This window comes from Lacrimispora sp. BS-2 (genome assembly GCF_040207125.1).
Taxonomy (GTDB): Bacteria; Bacillota; Clostridia; order Lachnospirales; family Lachnospiraceae; genus Lacrimispora.
Genome location: NZ_CP157940.1, coordinates 4,471,655 through 4,489,992 on the forward strand (window position 1 = coordinate 4,471,655; position 18,338 = coordinate 4,489,992).

An 18,338-nucleotide genomic window follows, 5' to 3' on the forward strand; every position below is an offset into this window, starting at 1 on the left:
CCAGAGTACAGGGTTAAGCGAGAATATCTACCGGAGTATGATTGAAGTAACTGGCCGCGCTGGGCGGAACATAAAGAGGCTTGCCGATATATTCAATATTCACGTCAGGCATCTGAGTGATAGATAACTCAACATTTCCCGGTATAAACTCAAAATTTCCATTTGCTACTTTCATGTCAAAATTTAATTTATCCATTTGGTATTGTATGGATAAATCAGGATCAGACCATTCGATATCAGGACCCGTAGTAGGAAGAAAACGTAATCCAAATTCTCCCGTAGGCTGCTGGGCGCGCTGACTGAATATCTGATCGAGGGGATTTGTAATTTTTGGGTCTAACAACATGGCACCTTCCTTTGCATATGTAGCAGTAGCCTCCATGGCGGCGGACTTGCCCTTGGCAGCGGCCTGACGAACGCTTTCCATCGTAGTAGGGCAGACTGAATTACGTGCATCGTACGTATCCAGGTGTAATTTGATCGGGCGATTTTTTATGGTCAGGCCGCCCTTGAGCCTGTTGGTTATCAGTTCGGACTTAGAACTGGAATATTCCAGTTTAGCCCTATGGATTTTCAGTTCGTATTCAATAGGTATGGTAGTAATCTTTAGCAGTGTTTCCATTATAACACACCTCCATTAACTTTACTTCATGAAATCGATAAAAGATGGAGATAAGATGCTGGTTCCTACCTTAAGGGCGGCATTGTATGCGTACTGATTCCACATGTAATCAGTAATAGCAGCTGCAGGGTCCATTCCTTCCACCTTTAACATCTGTTCTTGCAGAGAAATATCATTGTTTTCAAGCCGGTCCTTTGTTGTATTTAAAAATTCTGATTTAACGCCGAGATTTGTGATTTCATTTAATACGTTGGTCCCTAAGCCTTTAAACTTGTCCATAAGCTTTCCATAAGCGTCTGAATCAAAAGTATCTGCCTCCAGTGCATCAGCGAGCTGGCCGGCTAATACAATGACATTATCGCTTAATCCATCTGCATCTTTTCCGAATCCAATGGCCTTGATGCCTGGAAGAGAAAGGTTAAATGCGCTGGAAGGTACGACACGGTCAATGCCATCAAGAGAAAGTCCCATCCCTAAGTCAACGTAAAGTGTTTCTTTGGATAAATTAGTAAGATCTTTATAATCCTGACTACCTGGCTCAGCATTCACATCAATTCCCCGGTAAGTAAGGGTCTTCCCATCCTCAGACAGCACAAAGGGAGGATTCTTTCCATCTGTTCCGGCAAATAAAAATGTATCTTCATAGGTGGTATTAAGGCTTAAGGTCATGGATTTCTGGAACTGACGAATGGCAGCGGCAAAGGTCTGCCGGGTTTCCGGCGTTTGCTTGTCGCCGCTCATAGCCTGTATGTTATAATCAGAACTAATGTTTCTCATAGCGTTGGATATTTGCATGAGAGCATCTTCCTGTCCATCCTGACGGGACTGAACATCCGATAAGGTATCTAAATTATCCAGATTCTTGTAATATTTTCGGTGAAGCTGGGAGGCGCGGGCTGCAGCTGCAGGATTCTCTGCAGCACTGTTAAAGCTTCGCTGAGTCATAACATGGTCTCTGGACCTATTTAAGTTGGCTACGGAAGCAGCAAGATTGCTTTTATAATTCCGTATAATCGCATTGGTTGAAATTCTCATTAGAAACCTCCTATCTTCCTACGATGCCGGTATTGTTTATTAGTGTATTCAGTGCTTCGTCGAGGGTTGTCATAAGGCGGGCTGCAGCTGAAAAGGATCTTTGGTACTGCATCAGGTTGATGCCTTCCTCATCTAAAGAGACACCCGATACTTCATCCTTGCTGTTTGCAGTCTGCTGCAGAACAGATAAGTGGTTATCAAGGATTGCACTATTGGCGGAACTGTCAATACTCTGAGTAATTTCCAGGTTACAGTAGCATTCGAAAAAGTTTCCGGTATAATGGGTAATATATCCGGTCTGGGCAACTCCATTTTTGTCCATGTAGGTGTTTTCATATTTGAAAACCCGCTCATCTTTCAGGGCCTTTAGCATTTTTAAAATGTTGTCATTGGCGGTGGAACCGGCATCCTCTTCATGGGAAGAGATGATGTGAATGGTATTGTTCATCCAGTCATCAGATATTTTAATGTTGCTGGCGGTAAAACGGTTACTTCCATCGGAGGTCTGGAACAAATCAAAATTTCTGATATTGACAGGATTTGCTTTATAGCCAAGGGATATATCTGTATCATCGAGGGCCTTGATGCTGTCTACAGCCGTTGTTATGTTAGTGGCAGTACTGCGCCATTCCAGCTTTCCGGAGGCGTAGGACCATTTACCGGCTTCGTTGTTGCCATCCACCAGCATTGAAAGGTTAGATGACGGGTCGGTATTCAATTTTGTGGCCAGGTTGTTTAAGCTCTCCTCAAGAGTTGCTCCAATGGGTATATCGTCTGCACCGGTACCAAATGTATAAGTCGCGCCATTGACTTTAATCGTCTCTCCTCTTAAGAAGTTTCCGGTCGTCTTTGAGAAATCCATACGGAATACTGCTTGCCCAGTGGCAGAATCTTTTGATGCTGTGCCCATATCCGGCAGCAGAGTCACGCCGGTAAAAGGTTTCGTATTGACATTCAGTTCATTAAAGGTCTTGGCAAAAGTCTGGACAAAAGATTCAAAGGATTTTTCGTAATATCCGATTCCTCTGTAATCGGTGGAAGGGTTGTCCATTTCTCCCGATTTATTCAATACATCCACAGTCCCTTTTAAAGTTCCTTCTTTCAGATAAGCGGTAATATCCGTTTTCAGAGTGCTTACATCTGAGTTGCCAGGGAAATCGCTGGCAGGAATCAAAGATATGGAGACCGTACCATCCGGCTCTCCGTTTATTCCTTTGTTTCGTTCCATAGAAAATGAAGCGACATTTTCACCGTGTTCACCGGCAGTAAGAGGATAAGTCACTCCATCACTGCCTCTGAATTTTACAACCGGATACTCAAATTTAGCGCCTGTGGCAACGACCACATCCTTGTAAGAAACAGTGATTGGAAGGTAACCGGCAAGTTCATCGAATTTTGCATTCCTCTGATCCAAAAGCTCAAGAGCAGGATTGCCCTGTACCTGGCTCTTCCAGATGGCATCGTTTAACTCTCCGATGTCAGAAAGAAGACTGTTGATGGCAGGGATATCCGCATTCTCCAGGCCATTGAGGGTTTCCTCCCGGACACTCTTAAGGTCGGCGGACTTTTGATGGATGTAATTTACGATGACCTGAGCCCTGGAACGGACAATGCTGTCAAACTCGCTGCTATTAGCTTTGGAGGCCAGTTTATCAAGGCTGGAACTTAATTCGCTGAGGGCTGTTTTCAGTGCGTTTTTATCAGTCTCATCAAAAATATCTGCTAATTGATCCAAGGTAGCCTGTCTTGCATCTGCTGTTCCCACCTTGGCAATCTGATTCCGGAACTGAACATCTAAAAAAGGATCTCTTATCTGGGAAATGCCGGTAATATGAACACCGTAACCTATTTTAGAACCAGGCCCGGTGCTTCCGTTATCGGCACCTCTTGTATTAAAGCTGATCAGATCCACCCTTTGTCTGGTGTAGCCCTTTGTATTAATATTTGCTATATTCTGTCCGGTTACATCAATGGCCCGCTGGCTGGCAGTCATGGCCAGTTGGGCGATGGTAAAGCCGGAGAACGTAGAGCGCGTCATAATAATCCCTCCCATTTTGCTTTGTCTGGAGCCATTTTCCTTTGGGAATTCTGAATGGCTTTGTCTATCATATGAAGATTGAGTTCAATCATGGCTCTTGCACCATCACTTATTTCCTGAAACAGCCTGACCTGGCGGGAAAGTCTGTCAAACAGTTCTTTCAGCTGGTTACGGCCATCGTCCTCTGAGACTTTTGAAAGGATCTGCTGAAAAGTATCACCCTTCATTCCAAGTCTTTCCTGGCAATCCTCCCGCTTTTTATCAAGGCCTCTCAGCTTTAAAATGGCGGCCTGTTCCTTGTTCATGCAATCTTCTACATAAGTGACCCGGTTCTTTTTAACGGCTTCCAGCTTTACCTGTTCAACTGAAACCAGATCCTGAAAAAGCTGGATCATATCCTCAATTACTGCGATAAAATCATTCATGGAAATCTGCTCCTTTGTATAAAAGAATCCTTTCGGCGATCTTGTTGGCATTCACCTGATAGGTTCCGTCCTCAATTTTCCGTCTTAAGCACTCCAGCTTTTCTTCTGATGCGGTCTGCTTGATTTCTTTCATAAGGGCATCTTTAAGGGTTGAGATGAACTTGGAATCCATTGCTTCCTGTGGAGCCGAACGGATGGTGATTGCATCGTAATTGTTCTTACCGGATTCAGAAAGGCTGATTTCGTTCTGATCCTGGTTCTGCCGTGTCATGGAGGTATTATACCGCGTACTGTAATAGTTCTGTGAAATACGCATTTACTTACTCCTTTCTAAGAAGTTTATAAGGAAGTTCGATTTGCCTGACGGCTTATCAAACGGCTGATTTTCTAAATGACCTAAGTACCCGTTATGGGTATTTTGAATAAGATTCAGGCGGCGCTTTTGTTTATCGTTATTAAGAAAACCATGCCACGAAAATTTTTTATTACATCTATAATATCGTCAGTTTTGAGAAAATATTAACTTCAGGAACAGAACTTTCTTAATTAAAGAGAACTTAGATGCTTCATCAGGACGCCTGCTATATTTGCGCAGGGTACTTGTCTGGTCACAGCTCCTATGTTGTAGGCTACCATTGGCATTCCGTAAACAACGCAGCTATCCGCATCCTGTCCAATGGTAAAGGCTCCCTTTTTTTTCATTTTAAGAAGTCCGTCGGCCCCATCACGTCCCATTCCGGTCATAATGATTCCCACGGAGGAGGCCCCGGCCGTGTCGGCTACGGACTGGAATAGAACATCCACGGAAGGGCGGTGCCCGCTTACCTTTTCACCGGAATAGCAGTTTACCGTATAGCGGCTGCCCATTTTCACTACCTTCATCTGTAAGTCACCGGGAGCAATCAGCACCTGGCCCCTTTCTATGGCATCCCCGCTTTGGGCTTCTTTTACGTTCATGGCGCAGAGCCTGTTTAAACGGTCTGCATACATTTTGGTAAAGCCCTCCGGCATATGCTGGGTTACCACAATACCGGGCGTGTCCGCAGGAAGGTCTTTAAGCACCTGGAGAGTGGCTTCTGTTCCGCCCGTAGAAGCGCCTATGGCAATTATGGTATTGCAGGCATTCATGGAAAAGGTCATTTTTCCCACAGCAGGCTTTCCAGGTTCTATGGGAGGAGGGGCAGAGGCCGGGACCTTGATGACAGCACGGGAAGCAATAAAGATTTTGCTGATCAGGGTATTTAAAAATGTGCTGGCAGTATTGCTGCTGGATAAGTCAGGTTTTCTTACAAAGTCCACAGCACCTGCAGAAAGGGCTTCAAACACGTTTAAATTAAGAGAAGAGACTAAAATGACTGGAACCGGGTGTTTGGGAAGAAGCTTTTTTACAAACTCAATACCATTGACCATGGGCATCTCCACGTCAAGTGTTACTACGTCTGGTTTAAGTACAGGAATCTTACGTTCCGCGTCAAATGCATCAACAGCATATCCGATCACTTCTATATTGGGATTTTGAGAGAGATTATCCATTAATACCTTGCGAAACAGCAGGGAATCATCTACTATGAAAACCCGGATTTTATTGGCCATAATTTATTCCTCCTGTTATTTCTTTTTCCTGCTCACGTTTTATTGGCAGAGTCTGCTTCATAAATTCAAGCTGAAAGTTTTTTCTTTCAACCTTTGGCGGATGGAACATTGATTCGCCGTTAACTCGTCGAACCGCAGCCCAAAATCCGTGTAATATAAAATCCATTTACTGAAATGGAGAGACAGTAAATAGATTTTATATTACGCAGATCATTCTTTTCGGTAAGTAGCCGGCATTAAGTACCGGTAAGGTGTTTTTTCTTTGTTGATTGTTTCAGAGTGACCAATAAATAAATATCCACCTGGGGCAGTTGCGTCATAGAATCGCTGAATCAGCGCATCTTTGGTATTCTGATCAAAATAAATCATGACATTCCTGCAAAAAATAATATCAAATTTCAATCGGAACCGAATGGGGTCCATAAGATTGAAGGTCTGGAAGATAACATTTGATTTAATTGCCGGAGCTACGGAATACAATCCCTGCTCCGGGGATTTAACAAAGTATTTGGATCTCCACCCAGGAGATAAGTTCTTTAAAGAATCCTCATCATACACCGCTTCCTTTGCAGCTTTTAAGGCATTCTGGGAAATATCAGTGGCAAGGACCCTGGTGTCCCAGAGGGCGGCCTGGGCCCCCAGGGTATCCTTGATGATCATGGAAATGGTATAAGGTTCTTCGCCAGAAGAACAGCCGGCACTCCAAATACTTAAAACTTTATTCTTTTTTGTGTTTATCAGATGGGGAAGGACGGTATTCTGAAAAAAGTTAAAATGAGCCTCTTCCCGCATAAAGTAGGTGTAGTTGGTTGTAAGCTTGTTGAGCATTATTTCCAGATCAGCCTGATTCTTTGATGAAAGAATGTGATCCACATAATCTGTGAAGGAAGTGTATCCCATGGAAATAATGGTGTTTGACAATCTTCCCATTATGAGCTGCATCTTTTTAGACAGGTCGATTCCGTAATTTTTTTTCATGAAATCCACCAGTCGCATGAAATCATGCTGCGAAATAGTTAACATAGGGCGGCCATCCTTTATGAGTTATTGACTAAGGCTTCGCAATCCAGAAGAAGGACAATGTGGTTATCCGAAACGGATATCATGCCGCTGACCAGTTCTTCCCGGTTATTGGCCGGAACCGGTGAGATTCTGGAATAATCAATATCAAGAACCTGCTCCACAGAATCCACGATGATTCCTATAAAAACAGAATCCACATTTAAAACAATGATACAGGTTGAACTGGTATATTCAATGTCCGGTTTGCCAAGTCTTGACCGGATATCCATGATGGGAACGATCTGTCCTCTTAAGTTGATGATTCCCTTTACATAGCCTGGCACCATAGGCATAGCAGTAATTGTATGGTTGGTGATGATTTCAATGATATAATTGGTGCTGACACCAAAGGTCAGGTTTTCTGTACGGAAGGTTAAATAGCGTTCCGTGGCTTCTGTTTGCGCAGAAGTAAAAACTTCGGATGTAGCTGTATTTTCTGCTGGCATTTGTATTCCTCCAATTCAATTCGGTTGCCCACGCTCTCTGGGCTTAAAGGTATATCCAACGGGTATTTTAATTAATAGTACTGATTTTGTGATGCGGCATGCAGGTTTAAAACGTCTAATATGATGCTGATATTGCCATCACCAAGAATGGTACAGCCGCTGATACCAGAATCCTTAACATTGAAGCTGTTTAAGAATACCGGAAGAGGTTTTACAACAACCTGCTGTTCCCCTAAGAGCTCATCAACAAAGAGACAGTAGGATTTGTCACCGGATTCCACCCAGACCAGAATTCCGTCTTCAATGCTTTTAACTTCTGTTTCAATGTTATAAAGTCTGTGAATGCGGATGATGGGATAGAACTGGTTCATGCACTTAACGATCTCATTGCCTTCCGTATCGTAGATCACTTCTTCATTCTTCACCTTAAAGGACTGACGGATATTGGCAATGGGGATAGTAAAGACTGATTTTCCCACTGAGATCTCCATACCATCCACAATTGCCATGGTAAGGGGGATTTTCAAGGTAGTACACATTCCCTTGCCTAATTCACTGGAAATACTTATGGTGCCTCCGATATTCTCCACATTTTTCTTGACTACATCCATGCCAACTCCCCGGCCGGAAAATTCAGTGACGACTTCATTGGTTGAAAAGCCGGGAGCCAGAAGAAGACTTAAGATCTCCTTTTGGGTGTATTCGCTTTCCGGTTTGGTGAGAATGCCGTTTTTCTTTGCTTTTGCAAGAATTCCTGCCGGATTCGCACCTCTTCCGTCATCGCTGATGGTAATGATGACTTCGTTGGTTGTGTGGCTTGCGGAGAGAGTCAGTTCTCCCTGAGGATTTTTTCCTGCGGCAATACGTTCTGCGGCAGTCTCTTCAATTCCATGGTCCATGGAATTGCGGACAATGTGCATGATGGGATCCCCGATGCTGTCTACGATGGACTTGTCAACTTCCGTATTTTCCCCGATAATGGTTAAGCGCACATCTTTTTTGAGCTTTTGCTTCATGTCACGGACGATGCGGTTCATTTTCTGGAATACACCGGATACAGGTACCATGCGCAGGGACATTACAATGTCCTGTAAGTCATCGGTCAGCTTTCGAAGCTGTCTTGTGGCCTTTAAAAAGCTGTCAAGGTTCTTTAAATTCTGAATCTCAGGCGAGGAAGTCACCATGGATTCCGTAATGACGATCTCACCGACGATTGCAACCAGGTTGTCCAGTTTTGCCAGATTTACGCTGATCAGATTCTGCTTGTTCGGCATCTGATGGCCGTTTCCTGGGGCCGGAGAACCGGGAGCCGGGGCGTGTTCGCCGGCAGATGGGGCTGTAACGGCCGCAGCATTCTGCTTTTCTGCAGTGTGAGCAGCCTCGGCACGTGGATTTTCAATCAGTTCATAGGAACGGATGTTGTTCATATTGTTGACCTGTGATATAGCTGAGTCCGCTTCCTCACGGGATTGGAAGGTCAGGAAAAAGCCTTTCTCAATAATAGATCCGCAGCTCTGGCTGTTAGTCTCCACATCGGCAGGATAAAAGCCGAATTCCAGACCGGATTCTTTTAATGCGCTGATGATCATGAAAGCCCGAAGGTTTTCCATTCCGCAGCCTTCATCAAAGAAAATGCGAAGGAAAAAGGCAGCCGTATCATCCGGGCATTCCGCTAAGTCCAGTCGGATTTCTTCCAGACTGGTGGCAGAAACCGGAGTTGAAATGGCCGGCACTGGCTGGGTAGCTTCTTTGGGACTGGAGGTGCCCGAAAGATTTTTTTCTCCGGCAGCGGTCGGAGTTTCATCGCTGATTTTTTTCAGAAAGCTATTAATTTCTTGGGTCAGATGGTCGACATTATCACTAAGCGGCTCATTATTTTCCACTTTTGAAACTTCAGCGCGAAGCATATCAGTAGATCGGAACATTAAGTCAAAAAGAGTGCTTTTGTGGGAACTGTCAAGGGATTCCAGACCATTCTCACGGATAAAAAAGAATAAATCTTCAATACGATGAGCTATCTGCATCAGAGAGTTAAATTCCATCATAGCGGAAGAGCCCTTGATAGTGTGCATAATGCGGAAGATTTCATTTACGTCATCTACTGTAAAATCTCCTGCTTTTTCGGCTTCTATCAGGAGCTCATCTAATTGCTCCAGAAGGGAATTGGTTTCAAACAGATACATATCAAGCATATTATCCATGCCGTTATCCATAATATTTACACCGCCTTGTCTAGTTTAGTATATGTCTATTTATCGGTATGGTTGGATAAAAAAATAATAGTAATTTAAATAACCTTTCGAAAAATATATAAAACACCAGTTAAATGGAGGCATAATATGGCAGATATTTTGAAAGTTACAACACCCCTTGCAGGTTATGATAATTCCACGATAAAAAACAACCCTCAGGCTGGTCAGGGAATCCATATCCAGAATCCCGTAGACCCTTCAAAAGTGATGAGAGGGGATAACCGGACTGATTCCGGGGGAAACGGGGAACAACAGCTGGCATTCCAGTACGGATCGAATTTTGCAGCATTTCTGAATCAGGTAAAAAACATACCCGATCTTTCCAAAATTTTTACCGATATTTTTTTTCAGGGCGAAGAAATGCTGACGGGCGGAGTCATGGGAGAGGAAGCAGCGCAGAAGATCGCTTCTTTTTTTGAGGCGGCCAAGATACAGGGGGAAGAGATCCTGCCCTTTATGAAGGAACAGGCCGAATCAGCAGTCCGCTTCAACGGAGGTATTTTTGACCAGCTGCGTCATGTGATGGCAGAAACAACTTCTGTGGATTTAAAAGCAGAGATTTTAAATTTTGTTAGAAAATTCAGTGATATGTCTTCCGGAAAGCATATACTTCATGATATATTTAATACAGTGAAGGATATGGAGGGATATGTTTTTAAGCAGACCAGAGAGCAGATCGAGGCTTTGCTTAAGGAGCTGGACTTATCTGCGCCTGAAGGGGATACTTCCCATAACAGCGCGCTCTTAAAGGAAAAAATCCTCCCTTTTCTGGGCCGTTATATTGCAATGAATCATGACATGGGCACCATACGTGATAAGATCTCTCTTTTAACGATATTAATGGCAAGGTATGAAAATGGGAACAGGGAAGAGATTTTGCAGTCCTTTTCAAGGCTTACGGGTTATCAGGGCTTTCGTAAATTTTTTGGAACCATGACTATGGAGCAGTTCGATGAGCTGCTTAATCAGGTTGATTTAGAGCAGGCGGCAGGAAAAAACCAATGGGCGGATAAGTTTATTGATTTTCTAAAGACCGGCGTGGGCGGAGGCACTGGCCTTGAGAATAAGCAGATGTTTCAGAATATGCTGCAATCTATGGTTTTAAATGAAAGTGTTTATATGCCTCTTTTACATCTGGCATTCCCCATGAATGTAGACGGGCGGAAACTGTTTTCCGAAATGTGGATTGATCCTGACGAAGAGGGCAGCAGCACCCAGGCAGGGGCAAAGCATAGGACCAGAATTTTTGTTAAATTTGATATCAGGGAATTAGGCCAGTTTAAACTGCTGCTTTTTTATGGGGACAATGCGGCTTCACTTCAGCTTTATTATCCGGAAAAGATGCAAAAATCAGAGGGCAATATTCATAAAGAGATTAAAAATATCCTTGACCGGTATCATTTCCGGGCAGACAGCATTTATCTCCAGGCTGGGGGCGGACCCACCTCCCCGGTAGAAGTATTCCCCAAAATCCAGGAAAGGAAAAATTCAGTTGATGTCAGAATTTAATAATACGTTAAATAAAAAGGCGGTTGCGTTAAAATATGATGATGCAAAGAATTCTGCTCCGGTTATCGTGGCCTCCGGTATGGGATATATGGCGGAGAAAATAATAGAAACTGCCAATGAAAGCGGTGTACCCGTTTATGAGGATAATTCCCTGGCAACTATTTTGACCCAGCTTGAACTTGGGAGTCAGGTGCCGGATGAATTATACCAGACTATTGTGGATATTTACCTTTATTTCCTGAATTATGTACCTGGTCCGGTGGAAAAACCAACGTCGGAACCGGAGCCTGTACAGGAAACAGAGGAAGAGGAAATAATAAAAGAGGAAACGGTGGAGTAGGTTATGTTTATTGAATGTGAAAAAGCAAGTGTTTATACTTTGAATGGTGTCTATATCGCAGAGGTAAAGGTAGTTGATTCCCATAAGGACAGTATGGGACTTATCTTTGAAGAGGAAGATATGGATAAGGTGAGCACAGAATCCGTAATCGTATTTTACGACGGCGTTCAAGGACTTGTTACATGCAAATGCCGTTTATCCGGAAGGGTAAAGATCAATGGCGATGAAATGGGAGAGGTCGGAAATGCGATCTACAAGGTTCCATGCCTGATTGACGAATTGATCGGTATCGAACAAAGACGGCGTGACCTAAAAGTCAGGATTTCCTTACCGGTTACCTTAGAGACGGCAGATTCAGACGGAAAGGTAACACATATACCCGCTAAAATAAAAGATATCAGTGCAGGTGGGATTGGGCTTGAATCAGCTGTTGAACTAAAGCAGGATCAGATCTTTTCTTTTCTGTTTGAAACTGACTGTGACTGCACCAGGCTTAAAGGCTGTATTCTATGGGCGAATGAACTGTCAGGCGAGAATGAAACGCCCCGCTACCGGTATGGCAGCCGTTTCTTCGATATGACATCTTATCAGGAATCCCTGGTCAGAAAATTCACTTTTCTGGAACAGCTGAAAAGAAGGAAGACACAGTAAAGGTTTATTGGAGAGTTGGAATATGATGGAACAGGTAAGAGCAAAGAAACCATAGTATTGCTGTATATAACTTAGTGATAGTTTAAACTCTTAGATAAAGGCGTATTGATTAAAAAAGGAGCGATTTCATGAAACAAAAAAAGAGGGGATTGGCAATAGTTATTTTAGCCGCTTTTTGCCTGTGTCTCTTCCCTGAAAAAGCAATGGCAACAGAGGCAATCAATTCAATCAGCATTAAGGTGGTACTTAATATCGAGGCAGGAGACCGTTTGCCTGACATACAGATTAATAAAACCGGTGGGGAATGCTATGTGAACTCCGGTGATAAAAAGTACACTGTCAGGGAGGCGAAGTGGGTCACCTCCACCTCAAAGGATATGTCGGTAGGGGAAGAACCAAGGATGAGTGTTACCCTTACTCCTTCCGATGAATACGATGCTTATTTTAAGTCCTCTTATGAGGCTGCCAAGATGAAGATCACGGGAGGTTCCTATGTCAGCGCAAAGCGAAATGGCAGCGATCTGATTGTCACCTTAAGGACGAAGCCTGTCAAAGGCCTGTACGCGGAACCGGAAGATGTGGGCTGGAAGGATACAAGGCTTGGCCAGGCTGTCTGGTCCAAGGGAGATAACACTTCAGGGGCTTATGAATTATGGCTTTATTGCGGTAAAAAGATCATATTAAAAAAGGAACAGGTAAAAGCCACCTCCTATAATTTCTATCCGTATATGACAGAGGAAGGAACCTATTCTTACAAAATCCGTTCTGTCCCCTATAAACAGGATGAACTGAAGAATGGAAAGAAGAGCGGCTGGGTGGAGTCAGACGAATTGGTTATCAGGGACCGGGATGTATCTGATGGAACAGGAAAAGACTCAGATACAATTGCCGGTTCAGCTAATGGCTCCGGGATAAAAGAAGGCTGGGAGCAGCAGTCCGGAGTGTGGTACTACCGGTATGCCGATGGAACGGTTCAGGCTAATTCCTGGATGGAACTTGATAACGTATGGTACCGCTTTGGCCAGGAAGGGAAGATGGTAACAGGCTGGTTTATCCTGGATTCCGATATCTATTATATGAATTCCAAAGGGGCAATGGTGACAGGCTGGAATAAAATTGACAATACATGGTATTATTTTTATCCGGACAACGGCTACGAGGCCCCCATGGGAGCAGCCGCAACCAACTGGCAGGTCATAGACGGCTATTATCATTATTTTAACAGCCAGGGTGCCATGCAGAAGGATTGGATCAACCAGGCAGGAAGATGGTATTATTTAAATACCATACAGGGGAACTTAGAGGGAGCGATGCTAAAGGGCTTATTCACCCGGAATGGGCATACATATTTTACCGGGGAAGACGGAGTCATGGTAACCGGCTGGCAGAAGATCGATGGACTGTGGCGTTATTTTAATCAGGATGGCACGATGGCGGTTAATACGGTAATCAATGGATTTCCGGTGAATGAAGATGGAGTATGGGTACAATGATGAGAGATAAAAAAAGAAAACTGCAAACGATGTTCCTTGCTGTGCTGGTGGCAGCATTTACATGCTTACCGGCAGTTATGTCCTATGCTGCCGATTCTGTTGTGATTCGAAGCGTGAATCTTAAATTTGACAGCCAGTATGGGAGTGAAGAAATACTGATGCCTGGTATTTCCACAACCAATGCCGGAGTATCGGTAAAGGAGGTTGTATGGAAACGGGATATCAGCAAATGGAAGGCAGCGAAGAATGAACGGGTCAGCGTGATTTTAACATCAGACACCATGATATTTGCCAATGCCTACAACCGGTCAGAGTGCAAGATCACAGGGGCGAAGTTCGTTTCCGCCAAAGCTTTGGATAACAATACCCTGGAAGTAAAGGTGGATTATGTTCCTGTAGTGATTTTAGGAAGAACAGCCAGGGCCGGCTGGAGTGACAGCAAAAAGACAAAGGCAGTATGGGAAAAAGTTGAATTTGCTACGGGGTATCAGGTTGCCCTGTATGCAGATGATAAGCTGAAGAAGCGTATTTCCGTAGAAACCAATATGGTGGATCTTTCTGAATACATGGATAAGGATGCTGTCTATTACTATGAAGTCCGGGCAATCGGCTATACTGCCGATGACCGGAAATATATGAAGGAAGGGGACTATGTCACTTCCGATGATACTATCATGGAATATGACGGCGATACATCAGGGAAATGGAAGGGAAATACCTACAAGCAGGAGGACGGCGGAGTTCCCAGGAATAGCTGGAAGCAGATCTTAAACGACTGGTATTATTTTGACGGGAATGGAGTTTACCAGACAGGCTGGCTCCTGTCAGGTCAAAGATGGTATTATATGAATCCCAAGGATGGAAAATTACTCATTGGCTGGCAGTTCGTCAATGGGAAATGGTATTACTTAAATCCGGATGGAGGAGAAATGCTGACGGGCTGGATACAGACCCAGCCAGGAATCTGGTATTATTTAAATCCGGATGGCAGCATGGCAAGCAGCACAAATGTCGGTAATTATTGGGTGGATGCTTCAGGAAGATGGATTCCGTAAAAGTCGGAGATTGACGGGAGGATTAAATTTTGGCAACGATAGACCAGTTAAGGCTGTCTGCACTTACCAGTGTAAAGGCAGGGCAGTCAGGATATACGGCAGCTTCATCTGCCAAAGGGAATTTTAAGCAGGTTTTAAAATCAGTAGTAAAGGCTCCGGAAAATCTTGAGGCCATATTCAAAGAGGCGTCTAAAAAATACGGTGTTTCCGAAAAACTGCTAAAGGCGGTCGCTAAGGCAGAATCGAATTTCAACCCATCTGCTACTTCAAAGAAGGGGGCTGCCGGAGTGATGCAGCTGATGCCAGCCACTGCCAGATCCCTCGGAGTGGATGATCCTTATGATGCAAGAAGCAATATTATGGGGGGAGCTAAATATTTGAAAGAAAATTTGGAACGGTATAAAGGTAATGTGGATCTCACCCTGGCGGCCTATAATGCGGGCAGCAATAATGTAAGCAAATATGGAGGAATCCCTCCTTTTAAGGAAACCCAGGAGTATGTAAAGAAGGTTAAGAATTATATGGGTGATTCCGAAACTTCAGGATATTTGGCGGACACATCAAGTAATTTACAATATCTTTCGGGGCAAACATTGGAAGGCGATAGCGAAAGTCTTATACCGGCTAAATCCGATTATCTTTATTTGATCGAACTAATGAAGCTTCGGATGCAGATGGCTTCCTACGGCATTTCCGGTCAGTTTGATTCTGATGATTCAGCAGTTGGATCAATCTATAATTTATAAAATAAAGCCTAATGGAAAATCGAAAGAAATAGATTTTCCATTAGGCTTTATTTATTTAATAATAAATAACATGTCGTTTTAGTTATATATAAGATCTGTTTATTGGGAAGATCTTACTTTTTGGAAATCGCATCACTTACTTTTACCAGTGCCTCAATAAAATATGATTTTTTAATGGGCTTAAAAACAAAAGGAATATTGGTGCCCAATTCTTGCACCTTCCGATGTGTTTCATCATAGACAAGGGAACTGATAATGATGATCCCCGCTTCTGGATGATGCTCCAACAGGCGTTTGGAAGCTTCGATACCATCAATTCCAGGCATTATGATATCCATGGTCACAATATCAGGCTTTTCCCTTTCATAGGCTTCCAAAGCCTCCTCACCACTTCTGCACTGGTAGATTACATCAAAATTTGTACCTTTAAGTAATTGTTCTATCTCACCGCGTGTTACAATTGAATCATCGACAATCATAATAGTTTTTCTCATATAGCTTCCCTCCTTCTGAGTTAATTACTTCCGATCGTAATTTCACCTTCGTTATTTTTATAAATAATACTTCTGGAGTATTCCTCCTGAACCAACAGGCTGGAAGAGCCGATTCGGATGCGAACCACTGGCAGCAGCTGCTGGCATTGAATGATTCCGGATTGTTCCTTGTCAATTGCGTCTATCTCTTCCAGGCGGTTTGTAATCTCCTGTTCCCGGAGGTTTAAATAAGTGGAGGCCTGCTTTAAATTATCCAATAAATGCTGTTTATCCTGTCTCTGGGTGGTTTCAAGATAGGTGATATTTTTTCTCACTTCCGACATGTTATGATGAAGCTGCTCCAGTTCCCTGGTAAGACGGGTGGATTCCTCCACGTTTTTAGGAACATTTGCAATTATTAATTCGGTAATGAGCCGCCGTACTTTGGAACCAATAATGCGTGCATTGATGCTGTTAGCAGCCAGCAGGGTTCCACCGATAATGACGCCCATGCCGGAGGTAACAATAATATCCTGACCGCTTTCTATTTTGGAGTTGATAATGCTTTCTGCATACACATTTCCTCCGGCGGTAACCGTGCAATGCTCCAGGTAGCGGCATTTGACATCGGAGTCAGAGGCCAGAGTACCGCGGCCGTTTCCAGACATACCGCTGGCAATGGTAATGGCTCCCTGAGCAGTAATCTGGGCGCCTTCTACGGAGCCTCTGATGTTAATGCTTCCGGTAGCCTTCACCGAAAAACCGTTTCTTACATCTCCGGTAATTAATATATCGCCGTCATAATCTAAGTTTCCCGTACTGTTATCAATATCACCATTTATCTTAAGGATAGGATCTACCTGGAATTTTCCATTAACAAATGTTACATGGCCAGTTTTTTGAGAAAGGAGCAGAGTCCGGTCCTCCGAAAGCTGCGTATTGCGGCCTGCAGGCACGGGAACGTCAGTTCCCTTAATGGTACAGGGATAAGGTTGCCCGGTTATGGTCATACCATTTTCACCCGGAAAAGCAAGACTAATACTGCAAATCGTTTCTCCATCTTTGACAGACTGAATATTATTTAATTTTTTGTAATCTACAGATCCATTTTCATCTTCTATAAATTCAAGCTTAAGATCACGTTTAAAATGGTCTTTAATAGAACCATCAATTCCGTCACGGGCAAGGATTCCCTTTGCAATCAGTACGGCCTGGCCATAGACCTGATTTTCAACAATTGATTTCAGAGACTCCTCTATAATTCCGGTAGATACATGTTCCTGATTGAGGATTGATTTTAAGTCTTCTTCTTTTATATCCTGGCCGCCGTTAAAGGGCGGAATCACATAAATCCATGCAGCCATCCGATCCTTTGAGATATTAATATAGGCCTGAGCTGCCCTTGGCTGGGGATCCTGCTCTTGTGAAGCTTCGGATGTTCGTTTAATAACATTGGATAATGATTGCATTTTACTGGCGAACTGAGCACATTCACTGCATAATGCCTCTTCGTCGATCCGTACAAGAAGCGGATCATCGGATGGCTCCCATATAAACGAACAAGGAGGTTTATTTTCAATTTCGAAAAATGCGGTTGTTGCGGCAGAACTTTTTTGTGCGGCTGGATCGGATACTGTTTCAATAAGATCTTCATTTTGGGATTCTTCAGTTGGAACATCGTCAGTTGAAACATCGTCAGCTGCATCGGATATCTCTGAAGGCTCCGAAAAGCGTCTTACATTTTGGAAAAGGCTAAAGAATCCTTTTTTAGTTTTTTCTTTCATTTTCTTCCCCTAACATTAAAAAATACCTGCTACTTTTGACCTGTATGCAAGTAATTGGCTGATTTCTATCGTTTCTTTGACTGGAGTCAATAGGCGTCAGGTTATGACGCTGTTCAGCTTCACAATCAAAGAAATGCTGACTCCGGTTTCTGGTTATTCCATTCCTATGTATATATAGTCAGATGAGATTAGTCTTGAGCCTTTGTTAATCAGATTACCTGGATCGAGCCATGAGAATCTATTTCGTTGCACGTTGGATTTAATCCTGCCCGGTCTTTTTGGAATTACACTTCTTGAATTATCTATTAATAATAGTAATCTGTCATACAGATTGTCAGGCATTGAATTACAGGGTACCGGGATTCTTGATCCAAAACGCGTCATAGGAACACCTCCTTCTTAAACTCCTTCTTAAACTACAAATTGACTTTACTATTATATCGGCAAACTATACTGTAAATATAACATAAAAGTTGCTATTTTGGTTACTTAATTTTAAATAAATATATTTGGTAACATAAAATAACTACTAAAAGCTGAAGTTGTGTAACCATTTCTCTCTTTATAAGAGAATTTTAAGACTAGGTTTACAGACATGCTGCCAGGTTTACAAGGGGAATGCAGTCTTTCTTGACATTATTGGTGCAATCGCTTTATGGCAGAATTATAGGCATAGGAAAAGCAAAGGTCATAATGTTTTTAAGCTTTACAGGGCTAATCGTATCTATAATTGATTTTTATATTTGCATATAGATTTTCCACTTTATATAGAAGCTATATTCTCAAAAGAATAAATTATAAAAACAATTCAAAA

Annotated in this window: 17 protein-coding genes; 6 read left to right on the forward strand and 11 right to left on the reverse strand. The window is 43.1% G+C overall.

All coding sequences use genetic code 11. The features are described 5' to 3' along the window. Positions 1–13: 13 nt before the first annotated feature. The 9 genes from ABFV83_RS20885 to ABFV83_RS20925 form a co-directional block, all read right to left on the reverse strand. On the reverse strand, positions 14–622 hold the full coding sequence (locus tag ABFV83_RS20885; RefSeq protein WP_349946689.1) for a DUF6470 family protein: 609 nt from the start codon (positions 620–622) through the stop codon (positions 14–16). A gap of 21 nt (positions 623–643) precedes the next feature. Next, complete coding sequence (locus tag ABFV83_RS20890) at positions 644–1,657, reverse strand: hypothetical protein (RefSeq protein ID WP_349946691.1); 1,014 nt, start codon at positions 1,655–1,657, stop codon at positions 644–646. Between the two features lie 10 nt (positions 1,658–1,667). Further along, a complete protein-coding gene (gene flgK, locus ABFV83_RS20895; protein ID WP_349946693.1) occupies positions 1,668–3,695 on the reverse strand; it encodes a flagellar hook-associated protein FlgK in 2,028 nt (675 codons plus the stop codon). Continuing rightward, positions 3,692–4,120 carry a flagellar export chaperone FlgN gene (gene flgN / locus ABFV83_RS20900; protein ID WP_349946695.1) on the reverse strand — a complete coding sequence of 143 codons (429 nt, stop codon included), beginning with the start codon at positions 4,118–4,120 and terminating at the stop codon, positions 3,692–3,694. Before flgN ends, flgK begins: the two co-directional genes overlap by 4 nt. Continuing rightward, positions 4,113–4,436, reverse strand: a complete 324-nt coding sequence (locus ABFV83_RS20905) for a flagellar biosynthesis anti-sigma factor FlgM (RefSeq protein WP_349946696.1) — start codon at positions 4,434–4,436, stop codon at positions 4,113–4,115. Before ABFV83_RS20905 ends, flgN begins: the two co-directional genes overlap by 8 nt. Positions 4,437–4,666: 230 nt before the next feature. After that, positions 4,667–5,713: a chemotaxis response regulator protein-glutamate methylesterase gene (locus tag ABFV83_RS20910; protein ID WP_349946698.1), complete on the reverse strand. Its 1,047-nt coding sequence runs from the start codon at positions 5,711–5,713 to the stop codon at positions 4,667–4,669. A 210-nt stretch (positions 5,714–5,923) separates the two neighbouring features. After that, the gene (locus ABFV83_RS20915; protein ID WP_349946700.1) at positions 5,924–6,736 is read right to left on the reverse strand and encodes a protein-glutamate O-methyltransferase CheR; all 813 of its coding nucleotides are present in this window, start codon (positions 6,734–6,736) and stop codon (positions 5,924–5,926) included. 14 nt (positions 6,737–6,750) lie between these two features. Further along, a complete protein-coding gene (locus ABFV83_RS20920) occupies positions 6,751–7,221 on the reverse strand; it encodes a chemotaxis protein CheW (RefSeq protein ID WP_349946701.1) in 471 nt (156 codons plus the stop codon). A gap of 71 nt (positions 7,222–7,292) precedes the next feature. Further along, positions 7,293–9,434 carry a chemotaxis protein CheA gene (locus tag ABFV83_RS20925; protein ID WP_349946703.1) on the reverse strand — a complete coding sequence of 714 codons (2,142 nt, stop codon included), beginning with the start codon at positions 9,432–9,434 and terminating at the stop codon, positions 7,293–7,295. A gap of 126 nt (positions 9,435–9,560) precedes the next feature. On the opposite strand from ABFV83_RS20925, the gene ABFV83_RS20930 reads away from it, so the two are divergent. From ABFV83_RS20930 to ABFV83_RS20955, 6 genes are all read left to right on the forward strand, one after another. Next, positions 9,561–10,982, forward strand: a complete 1,422-nt coding sequence (locus tag ABFV83_RS20930) for a hypothetical protein (protein WP_349946705.1) — start codon at positions 9,561–9,563, stop codon at positions 10,980–10,982. Further along, on the forward strand, positions 10,969–11,322 hold the full coding sequence (locus ABFV83_RS20935; protein ID WP_349946707.1) for an EscU/YscU/HrcU family type III secretion system export apparatus switch protein: 354 nt from the start codon (positions 10,969–10,971) through the stop codon (positions 11,320–11,322). Before ABFV83_RS20930 ends, ABFV83_RS20935 begins: the two co-directional genes overlap by 14 nt. A 3-nt stretch (positions 11,323–11,325) precedes the next feature. Continuing rightward, on the forward strand, positions 11,326–11,973 hold the full coding sequence (locus ABFV83_RS20940; RefSeq protein WP_349946708.1) for a PilZ domain-containing protein: 648 nt from the start codon (positions 11,326–11,328) through the stop codon (positions 11,971–11,973). Positions 11,974–12,101: 128 nt separating this feature from the next. Further along, complete coding sequence (locus ABFV83_RS20945; protein ID WP_349946710.1) at positions 12,102–13,466, forward strand: N-acetylmuramoyl-L-alanine amidase family protein; 1,365 nt, start codon at positions 12,102–12,104, stop codon at positions 13,464–13,466. Then, positions 13,463–14,521: an N-acetylmuramoyl-L-alanine amidase family protein gene (locus tag ABFV83_RS20950; RefSeq protein WP_349946711.1), complete on the forward strand. Its 1,059-nt coding sequence runs from the start codon at positions 13,463–13,465 to the stop codon at positions 14,519–14,521. Before ABFV83_RS20945 ends, ABFV83_RS20950 begins: the two co-directional genes overlap by 4 nt. Before the next feature lie 29 nt (positions 14,522–14,550). Beyond that, complete coding sequence (locus ABFV83_RS20955) at positions 14,551–15,267, forward strand: lytic transglycosylase domain-containing protein (protein ID WP_349946713.1); 717 nt, start codon at positions 14,551–14,553, stop codon at positions 15,265–15,267. Between the two features lie 113 nt (positions 15,268–15,380). Here the strand turns inward: ABFV83_RS20955 and ABFV83_RS20960 are convergent, their stop codons facing one another. Both ABFV83_RS20960 and ABFV83_RS20965 read right to left on the reverse strand, forming a co-directional pair. Then, a complete protein-coding gene (locus ABFV83_RS20960; RefSeq protein WP_349946715.1) occupies positions 15,381–15,761 on the reverse strand; it encodes a response regulator in 381 nt (126 codons plus the stop codon). A 20-nt stretch (positions 15,762–15,781) separates the two neighbouring features. Further along, positions 15,782–17,524 (reverse strand): FapA family protein, encoded by a 1,743-nt coding sequence (locus tag ABFV83_RS20965; protein WP_349946717.1) that lies wholly within the window; start codon positions 17,522–17,524, stop codon positions 15,782–15,784. Between the last annotated feature and the right edge of the window lie 814 nt (positions 17,525–18,338).